The organism is Marinobacter alexandrii, assembly GCA_039984955.1.
In the GTDB taxonomy this organism is placed as follows: Bacteria; Bacteroidota; Bacteroidia; order Cytophagales; family Cyclobacteriaceae; genus Ekhidna.
This window is the reverse complement of the sequence record JBDWTN010000007.1, coordinates 361,501-374,930: the sequence shown is the minus strand read 5'-3', so window position 1 is coordinate 374,930 and position 13,430 is coordinate 361,501. Positions and strand designations below refer to the sequence as shown.

14 protein-coding genes are annotated in these 13,430 nt (G+C 37.6%); 3 read left to right on the top strand and 11 right to left on the bottom strand.

All coding sequences use genetic code 11. The features are described 5' to 3' along the window. Window positions 1–8 precede the first annotated feature (8 nt). From ABJQ32_08035 to ABJQ32_08020, 4 genes are all read right to left on the bottom strand, one after another. A complete protein-coding gene (locus ABJQ32_08035) occupies window positions 9–1,211 on the bottom strand; it encodes a succinylglutamate desuccinylase/aspartoacylase family protein (protein MEP5289585.1) in 1,203 nt (400 codons plus the stop codon). Then, the gene (locus ABJQ32_08030; GenBank protein MEP5289584.1) at window positions 1,175–3,076 is read right to left on the bottom strand and encodes a CBS domain-containing protein; all 1,902 of its coding nucleotides are present in this window, start codon (window positions 3,074–3,076) and stop codon (window positions 1,175–1,177) included. Before ABJQ32_08030 ends, ABJQ32_08035 begins: the two co-directional genes overlap by 37 nt. Window positions 3,077–3,390: 314 nt before the next feature. Next, the gene (locus tag ABJQ32_08025; GenBank protein MEP5289583.1) at window positions 3,391–4,458 is read right to left on the bottom strand and encodes a response regulator; all 1,068 of its coding nucleotides are present in this window, start codon (window positions 4,456–4,458) and stop codon (window positions 3,391–3,393) included. A 92-nt stretch (window positions 4,459–4,550) separates the two neighbouring features. After that, the gene (locus ABJQ32_08020) at window positions 4,551–5,237 is read right to left on the bottom strand and encodes a VIT1/CCC1 transporter family protein (protein ID MEP5289582.1); all 687 of its coding nucleotides are present in this window, start codon (window positions 5,235–5,237) and stop codon (window positions 4,551–4,553) included. Between the two features lie 225 nt (window positions 5,238–5,462). On the opposite strand from ABJQ32_08020, the gene ABJQ32_08015 reads away from it, so the two are divergent. Beyond that, on the top strand, window positions 5,463–5,891 hold the full coding sequence (locus ABJQ32_08015) for a hypothetical protein (protein ID MEP5289581.1): 429 nt from the start codon (window positions 5,463–5,465) through the stop codon (window positions 5,889–5,891). On the opposite strand, the gene ABJQ32_08010 is transcribed toward ABJQ32_08015, so the two are convergent. Genes ABJQ32_08010 through ABJQ32_08000 form a run of 3 tightly spaced genes read right to left on the bottom strand, consistent with a single transcriptional unit; the run spans window position 5,883 to window position 8,931 of the window. Next, entirely contained in the window at window positions 5,883–6,581 is a 699-nt protein-coding gene (locus tag ABJQ32_08010) for an ABC transporter ATP-binding protein (GenBank protein ID MEP5289580.1), read from the bottom strand. The two genes, ABJQ32_08015 and ABJQ32_08010, sit on opposite strands and share 9 nt — an antisense overlap. Further along, window positions 6,581–7,843 (bottom strand): FtsX-like permease family protein, encoded by a 1,263-nt coding sequence (locus ABJQ32_08005; protein MEP5289579.1) that lies wholly within the window; start codon window positions 7,841–7,843, stop codon window positions 6,581–6,583. Before ABJQ32_08005 ends, ABJQ32_08010 begins: the two co-directional genes overlap by 1 nt. Then, entirely contained in the window at window positions 7,843–8,931 is a 1,089-nt protein-coding gene (locus ABJQ32_08000) for an HlyD family efflux transporter periplasmic adaptor subunit (protein MEP5289578.1), read from the bottom strand. Before ABJQ32_08000 ends, ABJQ32_08005 begins: the two co-directional genes overlap by 1 nt. Window positions 8,932–9,147: 216 nt before the next feature. On the opposite strand from ABJQ32_08000, the gene ABJQ32_07995 reads away from it, so the two are divergent. Next, window positions 9,148–9,753 (top strand): hypothetical protein, encoded by a 606-nt coding sequence (locus ABJQ32_07995; GenBank protein MEP5289577.1) that lies wholly within the window; start codon window positions 9,148–9,150, stop codon window positions 9,751–9,753. A gap of 133 nt (window positions 9,754–9,886) precedes the next feature. On the opposite strand, the gene ABJQ32_07990 is transcribed toward ABJQ32_07995, so the two are convergent. The 4 genes from ABJQ32_07990 to ABJQ32_07975 form a co-directional block, all read right to left on the bottom strand. Beyond that, the gene (locus ABJQ32_07990; protein MEP5289576.1) at window positions 9,887–10,627 is read right to left on the bottom strand and encodes a VIT family protein; all 741 of its coding nucleotides are present in this window, start codon (window positions 10,625–10,627) and stop codon (window positions 9,887–9,889) included. A gap of 236 nt (window positions 10,628–10,863) precedes the next feature. Beyond that, window positions 10,864–11,841 (bottom strand): permease, encoded by a 978-nt coding sequence (locus ABJQ32_07985; protein ID MEP5289575.1) that lies wholly within the window; start codon window positions 11,839–11,841, stop codon window positions 10,864–10,866. Further along, window positions 11,841–12,074, bottom strand: coding sequence for a thioredoxin family protein (locus ABJQ32_07980; protein MEP5289574.1), 234 nt, complete (start codon window positions 12,072–12,074; stop codon window positions 11,841–11,843). Before ABJQ32_07980 ends, ABJQ32_07985 begins: the two co-directional genes overlap by 1 nt. Before the next feature lie 160 nt (window positions 12,075–12,234). Beyond that, window positions 12,235–12,411, bottom strand: coding sequence for a helix-turn-helix domain-containing protein (locus tag ABJQ32_07975; protein MEP5289573.1), 177 nt, complete (start codon window positions 12,409–12,411; stop codon window positions 12,235–12,237). 286 nt (window positions 12,412–12,697) lie between these two features. Between ABJQ32_07975 and ABJQ32_07970 the strand changes: the two genes are divergently transcribed. After that, window positions 12,698–13,324, top strand: coding sequence for a DUF4386 domain-containing protein (locus ABJQ32_07970; GenBank protein MEP5289572.1), 627 nt, complete (start codon window positions 12,698–12,700; stop codon window positions 13,322–13,324). Window positions 13,325–13,430 lie beyond the last annotated feature (106 nt).

The window sequence follows — 13,430 nt, the reverse complement described above, 5'->3', positions numbered from 1 at the left end:
GTTTTGTTTTAGAGATCATGAGGTCTTCGAATAAAGATCATTTTGTTGCCCTCTTTTAGTTTTCTGCGAAATCCTAGCAGGTGAAAAAAGTCAATCACGTACCATCTCGCAATTTTTCTATTAACCACTATGGTGTGATCCAATTCCTTATACTTTCCAATTCCAGGTAAGAACTGGATGAAGCGATGGAAATGGATTTTTCTAAGAAATGCTGATACGTCTAGCCAAAATTTTCTAATTTCTCTCACAATGAAAAACCCATCATTTCCAAGCTTTTGATACAAAGGCATGAATAACCGACCTTTTTCTGGAGATTGCACCTGGCTGTCCAACTCTTTTGCTAAAACCTCATTTTTTCGAACCGGCTGAAAATTTATGTATCCAGAGTTCATAGTAAATGATGAATTAGTATCTACCTGATGCCTATATCTTACCTCAAATATCCTTTTACCATCTAGGGCATTCTTAGCTAATACTTCATACGTATGTTTCGCCTCTGGTATTTGAGTGCTGTTTATGCAGTCTGCGAATGATAGAGTAGACCAAATGATGGCTTCATGATTTTCTATGGAAGATAGGGCATCATGTTGTCCTCCCTCAACCCCGATGGCAATGTGTCCAAGTTCATTGATGTAGCTAAGGATCGTTCCATCAAGATGTTCTTCTAATCCGAGGATAATGGGAAGTGGATATCTTCTTGCGAAGAAGCGATTTTTCAACGTATCATTGATGGATATAAATGGCTGACTCTCTGAAGAAGTCGTGTGAAGATCTAGAAAAATTATGGGTCCTAAGCTTTTTGCTATTTCCTGATGAATTATTTTCCACAAATACTTCTGCTCTAAATCTTCAACAAGGTCTTCAGGAAAATCTTCATATCCTTCATCCAACATTTTTATGCGCTCTTCTGTCCACACCCTGTTCAAGTCCATATCTATAAACCTTTCGTGCTCTGTACTTGCTGTCATATTCCCCCATACGCCGATGATTTTTCCTTCGAAATCGGGTTCTAATCTCCTGAGAGTTTCTATGACGCGCTCAAAAGCTATTTTTCCTGTCGGCTCATTGCCATGAATGCTACAAAAGCAGATGATTGTTGTGCCTGATTCACCTCGATCATAAGTTCCAATGATTCGTTTGAGTTGTGATTTATTTTTATTGTTGATGGGTATGATTACCGGTTCCATTGGCTTTTCTTTTGGTTCAACCATTTTTTAATAAGTCTCATAAAATCACGTTCAGTAATGATGCCGACCAAATAACCATTATCTGTGACAGGTAGGCCGCTCAAGTTTTGTTCTGTCATGAGTTTTGTTACCTCTGTTATGTCTGTTTCAGGGCTTATAGAGATTGGGTCATTTAGCATTATTTCTTTTACTATGATTTCTGCTGTATTTCCAAGTCCTTTTTGTATTTGATTGGAGGTGATAAGGCCCCTTAGTTTCCCGTTTTTATCCTCTACCGGAATGTGTCTTACATTTTTCCAGATCATCATATTGCTCGCAAGCTTTACAGGATCATCCTCTCGCACAGTGAACAAATCCCTGGACATTATTTGCGCAGCTTTTAAATCGCGTGATAGATCGATTTCTTCTTTATTAAAAGTTGATTTCCATCGATGAATAGGAATGTTCTTTTTTTGCTGTTTGATCATTACGTTCGTGAGATTCATTGCTGCAATGGAAGGAGTGCTTTCTTTTTTGAACTCCTTATATGCGTCTAGCATCCATTGAGATCCTGTACTTTCTGTTTTGACTCTATCTTCAATAACTCCGAGGTACTTTTGAATATCTCTTGAGACTATTCCAGCCTTAATGAGCCCTTCTTTGGCCAATGGAAGTAGTTCGGATAGAATCAATTCTTTTGCTGGAATACGTTTGTGGTTGATCCATTTGAACTGAGCACCTAAGCCCATTCTAGCAGCTTTGATAAAGTTTGAGCGGGCATCTTCAAAGTCTATCAACTTAGACAAGTCTTTGTATTCGTCGGGTGGTGCATTCATCAATCCAAGCCAGAAAGCAGAATTTGCCACTTCATCCACCACCGTGGGGCCGGATGGAATGTATCTGCATTCTATTCTTAAGTGAGGCTTCCCGTTAGTGATGCCGTAGCATCCCCTGTTCCATCGGTATACTGAGCCATTGTTTATGCTTAATGCTTTTAGTTTTGGGATTTCACCCTTTTTGAGTAGATCTAATGAATCTTCTGTATCCAGGCTTTGCAGCAGTACCGGATATCGGGTAATATCATCTTTAAATATCTCCGTGATGGAATTACTGATCCAGTGTGTTCCAAAAGTGACTCTTGGGGCTTTTTCAAGGAGGCCATGAGTAGATTTACGCTCATCTATTGACTGCTGGAAAAGGGCTATACGCGTCTCTCTCCACAAACGCTTGCCGAGTAGCAAAGGTGAGTTGGTAGCCATAGACAATACAGGCCCGGCTATGACTTGCGCCCAATTGTATTTCTTAGAGAAGTCTTCAGCACTAACTTGTAAATGAACTTGAAAACTTGTAGTACATCCCTCGAACATGGTATTATCATGCTTGGTAATTAGCTGGTCAGCTCCTTCGATTCTGAATTCATAAGGTTCACCTCTCGTTGCACTAAACAGATCATTTATGGTCTTGTATCGACCGATAGGGGTGAAGAAATCAGAGGTCAAGTGTTCTCTTTCAATGGTGGGAAGAATACCTACTAGCACAACGTCAGTATCGATTGTCTTTGCAGTGCTTGTCAAATAACTGATATGCTTGATCAGGTTTGCTTCCAAAGTGTTGAGGCTTTCATGCGTAAATTCAAGAGGGTCCAAATTGATCTCTGCATTATAGCTTGCATGTTCATAGGTGAAATGCTTGTCACGAATGATATCCAGTACTTTTGAATTGACAGGAGCAGGTTGATAATTCTTGTCAACAAAGCATACTTCTTGCTCTGCTCCAATGCGCTGAATAGAAGATTCAATGAGCCCTTCTTTGATCATGAAATCAAGTGCCTCTATATCTCGAGACAATGAATCCATCAGAATTCTTCTTTCTTGTGCAGTTTGTACTGCTTTGACATCTAAAGACCCCATACTACTAATTTTGCATCTAAGCATTAAAGAAGTGAGGAATGCCTAAATGAGAGTATGAGAATGATCAAGTGGAAGTATGATCTTGATCTGATAACCTGCTATGCCAATTAGTAATTTAGTTTTATCAAAAAAACATTGTCATATCGAACCTGCCTGCGTTAGGCAGGTGAAATGTGATATCTCATCAGCACTTATCAGCTTGCATAGCAATCAAGATGGGTTATGGTTTGGAAATATTTCTCCTACTGCCGAAAAGACAAGCTTTTTGTCGGTACACAAAAATTAATTGGCATAACTGGTTCTTGTAGTTATTTCTAAATTAAAAAGTGCTTGTTGGCGACTATTTCAAGTTGTTCAATATCAGTGATTTTAATTTTTCCTGATTCGATTTGGATGAGTCCTTCTTCTTTTAGATCGGATAAAACGCGTATAGCTGTTTCAGTGGCAGTTCCAATCATATTGGCCAAATCTTCTCGAGAAATACTCAAAAAAGTAGGTTCATCGGGTTTGCCAAATTTCTTGTTTACTTCAATGAGGGCTTTGGCTGTTCTTTGCCTTACTGTGCTATAAGCTTGATGAAGCAATTGGTTTTCTTTTTCTGCCACTTTGTGGGAAAGGAGTTCAATGAATTTTTTAGAAACTTCCGGATTTCCATAGATAAGTTTCATAAAGTCGTCCTTTGGGATCAATACCAATTCTGTTTCTTCAAGTGTAGTAGCAGACTCTCCATACTCACCTTCTAATAAAGATTCGTATCCGAAAAAATCATTTTCAATATAGATGCCAGTGATCAACTCTTTGCCTTCCTCATTGGTCTTATAGGTTTTTACCTTACCTTTTTTTAAGTACATAAGAGATAGTGGAGTGTCCCCCTCTAGAAATATGTCTTTTTTCTTTTTGTAAATTCTCGTTTTTCGTTCGTTTCTTATTTCCGAAAGATTGTGAATACTGTTGGCTTCATCGATCAAATGATTAAGTCCCTCTAATCCTTGTCCAAAGTCCCTTTTGGCTGTCTCTGATTTTTTCAGTCGTATTTCCACTGCATCAAGCAATTCTGTATCGTCAAAAGGCTTGGTTAGGTAGTCATCTGCACCTAGGTTCATGCCTTTGCGTATATCAGATTTCTCTGCCTTGGCAGTCATGAAAATAAAAGGAATGTTTCTGGAGGCTTCTTTCTTATTCAGAATATGAAGTACACCGTACCCATCCAGTTCAGGCATTGTAATATCACAAATGATCAAATCAGGTAACTCTTGGTTTACGAGTTCTACTCCAGCTTTTCCATTACATGCGGTTTTCACATCAAAATCTGCTAATTCCAATATCTCTGTAATGTTTTCGCGTACTTCTACATTATCTTCTATGATCAATATTTTCTTCATAACTATCATTTTTGAAGCAGTACAATAGTACGTGATGAAAAATATCAGAATTATGATTTTCGTCAAGGGGAGGGCTATAATGAATCAGTTTATCAGCCAATCCATTGATCGAGCAACTCGCCTGTGAAGTAGGCTAAAGTGGCAGCAATAGTTCCCAATGATAATGTCTCCACTATTCTTCTTAGTTTGTTTGATTGAGTCACTATTCCTTTTAAAAGACCAATGGCTATGAATGATACACCGGTTAGTAGAGAGGAGTAAAAGAAAAGGTTTACCTGACCAGGTAGAAAGAAATCATAGATATAGATCAGAAGAGGAACGGCTCCTGCGATTAGAAAAGATATAAATGTTGCCAAGCCTATAGCCACTGAATTCCTTTGTTCTTTGATCATGTTGAGTTCGTGCTTCATCATGATATCAACCCATTCGTCTCTGTTTTCAGTGATTTTGCTTACTACACTTTCCAGGAGCGTGCCTTTGAACCCTTTTTCTTGAAATATATCTCTTACCTCTTGTACTTCCGATTCACGTAAATTTTCGATCTCCCAGTATTCTTGTTGCTTAAACTTTTCGTATTGAAGTTTCTCAGATTTTGAGGACAAGTAACTGCCTATAGACATAGAGAATCCATCGGCAATGAGATTTGCTACACCCAGAATAATCACAATTGAACTATTTAAGTTGGCACCAGCTGCTCCAGCAACCACTGCAAAGGTGCTAATGCTACCATCAATGCTACCATAGACTACCTCTGTTAGATATTGCTGAATTTGTTTCATAATGAGACTGCTTTCTTGTAGACCGTCACTTTAGTAAGCTTAGGGATAAACTCGTGATTTCGGTATGATTTTGATCAATAGGAAAGCTATAACTCATCAGTGAGTATAAAAGGAATACCACTATTTGATGTTAAAATTATAATTATCATAGTCTTTAATGACTTAAATCATTTTCATCAGGATTTCTTTCATACAATTTTCGATTTTGAAACCAAACGTTCCTTAATGAAGATTTTGACAATACTTGGAATAGCGTTGACCCTATTGGTGCAAGTACCAAGGAAAGTCGAAAATTCTTTTAATCGAAAATTTCCTAGCGTTAAGAATGCCTTGTGGTCCTTTGAAGATGATAATTATCATTTATCATTCGAGCATTTTGGGCAACAAAAGACGGCCATATTTAGATATAATGGAGAGTGGGTTAAAACCCTTGTGACGATCGAGCTAAGTGAACTAATGTTTTGTATACGTGATCACTTGAGGTTGAAGCATAAGGATAAGAGGGTGGGAAACGCCTATTATGTAGTCACCCCAGAGTTATGTGAATATCATGTGTATATGGAACGAGAGGAAAATGGAGAAACATGTATCGAAGAAGATCCTCTAATTTTTGATGAAAACTGTGAATTCTATCGAAAACCGAACCTACCCTAGATTATGAACATCCGAAAGGATCATTCCATCGGACATTTGAATAATTCGGTCAGTAGCTTTTGCGAAATCCATGTCGTGAGTTACTACCAGAAGCGAAAGATTATTCTCCTCACTTAGCTGCTTGAAAATATCAAAAACATTACTTGCGTTTTTGCTATCAAGATTCCCTGTGGGTTCATCGCCCATTATGATGGACGGTTCATTGATCAAAGCTCTTGCGATGGCAACACGCTGCTTTTGTCCACCTGAAATCTTCATGGACAGCTTTTTTGCCTGATCATCAATGTCTAATAGTTTCAGTTTTTCAATGGCGTCATGCTCGATTTCTTCGGAGGTCTTTATCCCCAATTTTTTGGCAGGAAGCATTACATTTTCCAAAACCGTAAATTCTGGAAGCAGGTAATGAAACTGGAAAACAAAACCGATATGCTGGTTTCTAATTAACGAGAGCTCGTTGTTAGTCATTCCAGTTAGTTTTTTGTTATTAAGAGAAAGCTCTCCTTCATAATCTGTATCCATCGTTGAAAGGATGTACAGTAAGGTAGACTTACCACATCCTGACTTCCCCATTATAGAAACAAATTCTCCTTTTTCGACTGTTAAGTTGATGTCTTTCAAAACATGAAATAATGGATCATGAAAGTATTTTTGTATGTTCTGAGCAACCAGAATGTGTTCTTTTTCAATCATCACTGACTTCTTATGATTTGTACAGGATCAATTTTTCGAGCCTTCTGAGCAGGAAGGTAGCCTGCCAGAAAAGTAGAGATGATAGCGAACGTAATACCAATGATGTAGTAAGCGGGATCGAAGTTTACCGGATAAGTCTTTATCGTTGGCAGTGCTTGTGTCTCAAAGGGAGTGTGAGCAATCATGCTGGATAGGATATACCCTATGACCAATCCTACGATACCTCCAACGAAACCAATAATGATTGCTTGGGTGATGAAAATGTATTGTACATCTGCCCCTGAAAATCCAGTAGCTTTTAAGATGGCAATGTCATTCATCTTTTCATAGATGAACATGTTCAATATATTGTAGATACCAAATCCTGCTACCAATAATAAGGTAATAGATACAGCATAGGTAATGATATTTCTAATGGAGGTTCCTGTTTCAAATTGGGCGTTTGCTGTTTTGATATCGATAGCCGTAAGATCAAAATTCTTGCTGATTTCCTTCGCCATTCCTCTTGCAAGATTCATATCATAAAGTTTCACATTTATATCAGTGATATAGCTGTCTGTTTCACCCATTATGCCTTGTGCTTTCTTCAGATTTGTGAAGCAGTGTGTATCATCTATCTCAGCTAACCCACTTTGATAAATGCCTACAATCCTTAATGGGAAGATGTCTCCTTGTGAGGTGATGATCTGTATCCTATCATTTAACCCGACAGACATTTTTTTTGCAATCCCAGCTCCTAAGAGAATGCCATTGGGGACATTGGCAAGTTTTTGTATACTGCCCTCTATAATGTAATCTCCCAGACTGAAGAGTCGGTCTTCTTCTAAAGGGTAAGTGCCATTCATTACACCGTTTAACTTTATTGATCCTGCTACAAAAAATACCTGAGTGGTCACTTTTGGAATCACTCCCTTTACCTTCGGATTCTTTCTAAGATGGTTTAAAATGGGGATTGCATTGTGAATGCTAAGTTGATTTTGTTTTGGCTGGATTGAGTGTACCACCTTCATGGAATTGTCAAAAGCTTTTAGCAAGTCTATAGGCTGCTTGTCGCTAGGCTTTATTTCATTGAAAATGTGAATGTGAGGTGTGCTATTGAGAATCAATCCATCGAGCAATCCATTGAGCCCAGTCATAAAACTGACCAACGTAATGAATGTCCCAATTCCGAAGGTAACTCCTAGTGTTGCAATGAGTGTTTGTTTGAACTTTGAGAAGAGATGAATCTTAGCGATTCCAAGTATGATTGAATAATTTACCATCAGTTCGGCTTTATTAAAACACTACCAGAGTCAAGCCCTGAGATGATCTCTACATATTCAAAATTTCTTACGCCTGTTTCCACTTTCACTTTACCTTCTGTAGTCATCGCCCATGTATCATCCATCAAGTAGTCTAGTGGAATTGAAAGTGCTGCTTCTTTTTTTGAAATAATGATATTTGCCTCTCCCGTGAGTCCGGAATACAGTATTTCAGGTTGGTTTTCAAATTCACCCTCTACAAGGAAAGTTTGTGATTCGTTCGCTATACTCGGAACTATTTTCGAAACTTTTGCGAAGAATACATCTTCTCCATAAGCATCCAGTACTACCAATACTTCTTGCCCTGTTTTAATTCTAATGATGTCTACCTCATCCACCAGCATTTCTATGATGAATTTGCCCTCGCTTCCAATAGAAGCAATAGGCTCCTGTCCTGAAACCAATTCTCCGGGACTCTTATGAACCTTATAAACTTTGCCATGTATTTTGCTTCTTACTATGTAATCCTTGCTTTTTGTGTAGCTACTGATGTAGCTGTTTTCAGCTTGCTTCAGTTGAGCTTCCAACTCATGTCGAGTCCTTTCATATTTGTTCTGAAGAAGATCCAGATTTTTTCGAGCTACTTCATAATTTAGTTTTCGGTTATCGAACTCATTCTTGGTACCTATGTTTTGTTTCCACATTTTTTTTTGCTTGACAAAATAGATTGAGTCATTTTTAAGTTTCAATGCGGCAACAGCTATTTCATTTTCTTGCTCTGCGAGAATGTTTGCACTGCCTGAATAGTTAGCTCTTTTAAGGTCTAGTACAAGCTTTGAATTTTGCTCATTTAATCTGGGAGTAATATCTGTGATCTTGATAACAGTTTCACCCTCATTGATCAAATCTCCTTCTTCGATGAATACTTGATCTACAATACCACTTACCGCAGCATAGACTTCATATAGGCTATCTGGTTGAATGGTAACCGAAGAATATACAGATTCAGTTATAGGTAAAATAGATGGCTTGATTTGATCTTCATGGTTGGAGCAGGAGAAAAAAGACCAAGACAATACAAAAAAAAGCTTTTTAAGACCAAATCTCATTTGCTAAATCAGTTATTATGTTGAGTGCTTAATCTCTGTTTATAGATTCTAACATATTATAACTTGTGTTAGGACACATCCTGATTTTTATCACGTAGATTGAGTGGCATTGCGGTTTCAGAATAATGATGTTTATTATTGATTTTCTTGATGAGTGTCATTATAAATGTTTGATTATATCTATTCCTTTATTCAATATTCAAAACGAAAAAAAACATGGAAGAAAGGCACAGAAAAATGGATGAATGGAAATCATCACTCGAGCATTTAAGGGTTCAATTAAATCTGGGTTTGGAAGAGGCGAAGGATGAATTTGAAAAGCAAAAAGAGAACCTAAAAGATTGGGTAGATGCTGTCTCACAGAAGCTTCATCAAGCCCAGGGTTTTACAGAGGATAAAGCAGCCAAACTTAAGACAAGCTTGGAGGAGCTGAGAGTTCAGGCGGCACTTGGAAGAGCAGAAACAGAAGAGGCTCTGGATGAACAACGTCATAAGATGAGTGAGAAAATCCATAACCTGAAGCATGATGTTAACCAAGCATATCAAAAAACTAAAGGCAATACGAATGAGCTACTTTCGGAGACAAAAGATCGCTTGGATGATCTTCATACTCGGTTCGATCTATTCAGACTTCAGGCACATCTGGCAAAAATGGAAACAGATGATGCGTGGGAGGAAAGAAAGAAAGATTTATCTGGAAAGATGCATGATATTAACCTGAAACTGGAAGAGGGGAAGGAAGCCGCTGTAGAAAAATGGGATCACTTTAAGGAAGAAATGTCTGAGGCATGGAGCCATTTTCGAGGCGCATTCAAACCATAAAATCACACACATTTGTTACTCAATTATGTTCCCATTTTTGATATACTCTTTGGCTTATGCCTTGTGCTATTTGAGATTGTTAAGAATAAAAGGAAATGCATCACGGCTTAGCTTTGCGCAGTATCCCGAAGGTTTATTGTGTATAGGTGTTGTTGGGCGTTTTTAGGTTAAACATTAACTCCAAAAGATAACCTACAAACGCAGATAAACCCATTGCAATTGTACCCCATATGGTAATCCGTATGATTGCTTTTGAGATACTTGAACCTCCTGTTTTTGCAGAAGTTGCTCCTAGAATAATTAGAAATATGATGGTGAATCCATAGAGCCAATATTCTAATCCTTTTACTGGCACAAAAAGAATAACTAAAAGTGGTAAAATACCTCCAATTGTAAATGCTGCACCTGATGCTAGTGCTGCTTGAATAGGATTGGCTTTGCTGATTTCATTAATTCCTAATTCATCTCTTATATGGGTTCCTAATGCATCTACTTCGGTTAGTTCCTTTGCTACTTGCATAGCTGTGTTACTTTTCAAGCCTCTTTTCTCATAGATTTGAGCTAATATGTTTAACTCTACATCTGGCATTTCTTCAAGCTCCCTTTTCTCTCTTGCAATATCAGCTTTTTCAGTATCTGTCTGTGAGCTTACGGATACATATTCACCAGCAGCCATTGATAAAGCTCCAGCTACAAGTCCCGCAACTGTAGCTAAAACGGTCAGTTCTGTTGTTGTACTTGCTGTTGCGACACCAATTGCAAGACTTGAAATTGAAATAATTCCATCGTTTGCTCCCAAAACTGCGGCTCTTAACCAATTGCTTCGATGGATGTAATGACTATCTAAATAGTTGTCAATTGTGATATTTCCCATTTAGTTAATTTTCAAGCTGTTGTTTGACTATTTCTCGGACTTTACTGTAACTCTTGTTTTTATAAAGCAAAATCAATTTCCCTGTTATGTGATTCAGATTCTCATCAGAATATGCTTTAATCAGTCTGTTGAATATTTCGTCAATTTCCATACTTACCATCTCCTAAGGTCATTTAGCATTACATGCAGTCTGATTTTTTGTTTCTTAGCTTATACAACGAACCTGTTTTTGCATTTTATAGAATCAGGTTGAACAAGAACCCGGAGACAATGATAAAGAGCACAACCACTCCGAAGAAAATTGCAATAAGGCGCATGGTCATTACTTTCTTAAGTAAAGTGGCTTCAGGTAATGAAAGCCCAATGGTACTCATCATAAATGCAATAGCAGTTCCAATTGGAACACCCTTTGCAACAAGTACCTGAATTACTGGAACGATTCCTGCCGCATTCGCATATATGGGTACAGCCAGAATCACAGCCAAAGGAACTGTCCACCATTGTCCTCCGCTAAGATATTGTTGGAAGAAATTTTCGGGTACGTATCCATGCATTATTGCACCAATACCAATGCCAATAATCACATATGATACAACTGTCTTTACGATGCTCCATGCACCACTAGCAATTACTGGAATTCGCTCAATAAAAGTTCGATTCTCTTCCTCAAATGCGTTCTTTTCCGTACCCGATTTTGCTAAAAGCTGTTTTACCCAATCTGTCAGATAGTTTTTAAGATTCAATTTTCCCAAAACCCATCCACCTATTGCTCCAAGTAAAATCCCAGAAAGAGCATAGATCAGGGTGATTTTCCAACCAAACATGCCTATAAAAAGAGCTAAAGCTACTTCGTTGACCAGAGGAGAAGTAATTAGAAAAGAAAAGGTTACTCCCAAAGGAATACCTCCCTGCACAAACCCAATAAATAAGGGGACTGAAGAGCAAGAACAGAAAGGGGTCATTGCGCCAAATATGGAGGCAAATAAATGTTCCAGACCATAAAATCTATGGCGACTCAAAAAGTTCCTTAGACGCTCTACCGGGAAATAGGAGTTAACGACTCCCATAAAAAAGATAATAAGAAAAAGAAGTATTAGAATTTTAAGTGTGTCGTAAACAAAGAAGTTCAGGGCCTCACCCAGATGACTTTCTGGGGCAACACTGAAGACTGAATAAATTAACCAGTCAGCAAAATTTTGTAACTGGTCAAACATTAAATTAATGCGTTTTTTATTTCAGCAATTGTAGGGACGTACCCTTTAGATTTAACTACTTCATCTATGACCAAAGCAGGTGTGGATAGTATGTTGTACTGCATGATCTGCTGAATGTCTTCGACTTTTATTACTTCAGCATCAATTCCAAGCTCTTTTATGGCTTTCTGGACAACCGCTTCAGTTTGCTTACATTTTGGGCATCCCATTCCTAATATCTTAATCGTTTTCATTGCATGTTTTTAATTATGGCAAGATATGAGCGATGATTTCTGAAAAGAATGACACATATCAACTCAAAGGCATACTTAAGTCAACAGTAAAGAGTTCATCAATATTTTACAAGAGCGATCTTCTCTGGCTCTAGAATTGTAATCAATTTCCCATCTGCTCTTAGCTGCTTGTCTTTTTTGAATTCTTACTAATAGATTCGGGAGAAGTTCCAACCATACCTGCAAGATCAGCTTTGCTAACTTCAAAAGTTATACAGGTGCTATACCATTTAGCATATGCATCATAGAGTTTTAGCAAGCTACCGGCTGCCCTTTTTCTTACAGTATTGTATGCCATTTCCATAAGCTCAACTTCTATATTGAGTAAGTTCTTGGAGATTAGTTTTATCAAATGACCCGACACCTATTGTTAACCAGATATGAAGTCTTTTTTCCATGTGTATAATTTTTCCATGTGTATAATAGGTAGTTAATTGACGTATTGAAGTAATGAATTGATTCTAAGTCTAAGTGTTTGAGAAGAAGGTTCTTAATGATTGTATTCATGATATAGTCTGAGTGAAATCATGCTTTCTAAAGCTGATTAGATGTTTCTTTGGTTAGAATAGATTCCGAAAAGAGATATGAAAAATTTAATCACTAATTTGTCAGCCAGCAGGGCTGCTATGACTGTAGGGGTTGCATTTATAACATCGATTTTATTGGTAACCTTGATAGATGATTTTATTTTAGCCAATTTCATAGTGCCTGGAGATACCGTAGCTTTAGCAAAAGATATTGATGCAGAAGGTAGACTGTTGGGGTTTGCTATTGTCGGTTATCTAATTGTTCTTGTACTTGATGCTATTATTGGTCTTGCACTTTATGTTGTGCTTAAAAAAGCCAATAAGAATCTAGCTTTACTAACATCAATCCTCAGGGTGATGTACGCTTTTACTTTAATGATTGGATTGTCTGCTCTGGCATTTCGAATTATCGATGTTTATGATTATGCTTCTGTAAAACTTTTAGGATACGTATTTTTTGCCTTTCACATTTTTGTACTTGGTTATTCGGTCTTCAAATCAGAATATATGCCGAAAACCCTAGGCATTTTGTTAGTGATAGCGTCTTTTACATACATCGTATTTTTTGTGGATTTTCATCTAACTCAAACACTAGGTTTAATTATCATGTCAACAATGGCTATTGCAGAGCTATCACTAAGTATCTGGCTTATGGTGAAAAGAAATAGGCTACCTGAACATTAGAAAAATCAAAAAAAATAGCAGATATCTAAAGGAGAATTGGCGGATGCTTCTTGTTGATAAAAAAAAGGACCTATCATGATAGAAGTCATGCAGTAGAATCCCTGAT

Coding starts and splice junctions, on each gene's coding strand:
- ABJQ32_07975 (MEP5289573.1), bottom strand. CDS start 12,411: ATGGCATACAATACTGTAAGAAAAAGGGCAGCCGGTAGCTTGCTAAAA.
- ABJQ32_08025 (MEP5289583.1), bottom strand. CDS start 4,458: ATGAAGAAAATATTGATCATAGAAGATAATGTAGAAGTACGCGAAAAC.
- ABJQ32_08020 (MEP5289582.1), bottom strand. CDS start 5,237: ATGAAACAAATTCAGCAATATCTAACAGAGGTAGTCTATGGTAGCATT.
- ABJQ32_08030 (MEP5289584.1), bottom strand. CDS start 3,076: ATGGGGTCTTTAGATGTCAAAGCAGTACAAACTGCACAAGAAAGAAGA.
- ABJQ32_08010 (MEP5289580.1), bottom strand. CDS start 6,581: ATGATTGAAAAAGAACACATTCTGGTTGCTCAGAACATACAAAAATAC.
- ABJQ32_07980 (MEP5289574.1), bottom strand. CDS start 12,074: ATGAAAACGATTAAGATATTAGGAATGGGATGCCCAAAATGTAAGCAA.
- ABJQ32_07985 (MEP5289575.1), bottom strand. CDS start 11,841: ATGTTTGACCAGTTACAAAATTTTGCTGACTGGTTAATTTATTCAGTC.
- ABJQ32_08000 (MEP5289578.1), bottom strand. CDS start 8,931: ATGAGATTTGGTCTTAAAAAGCTTTTTTTTGTATTGTCTTGGTCTTTT.
- ABJQ32_08035 (MEP5289585.1), bottom strand. CDS start 1,211: ATGGTTGAACCAAAAGAAAAGCCAATGGAACCGGTAATCATACCCATC.
- ABJQ32_07995 (MEP5289577.1), top strand. CDS start 9,148: ATGGAAGAAAGGCACAGAAAAATGGATGAATGGAAATCATCACTCGAG.
- ABJQ32_07970 (MEP5289572.1), top strand. CDS start 12,698: ATGAAAAATTTAATCACTAATTTGTCAGCCAGCAGGGCTGCTATGACT.
- ABJQ32_08005 (MEP5289579.1), bottom strand. CDS start 7,843: ATGGTAAATTATTCAATCATACTTGGAATCGCTAAGATTCATCTCTTC.
- ABJQ32_07990 (MEP5289576.1), bottom strand. CDS start 10,627: ATGGGAAATATCACAATTGACAACTATTTAGATAGTCATTACATCCAT.
- ABJQ32_08015 (MEP5289581.1), top strand. CDS start 5,463: ATGAAGATTTTGACAATACTTGGAATAGCGTTGACCCTATTGGTGCAA.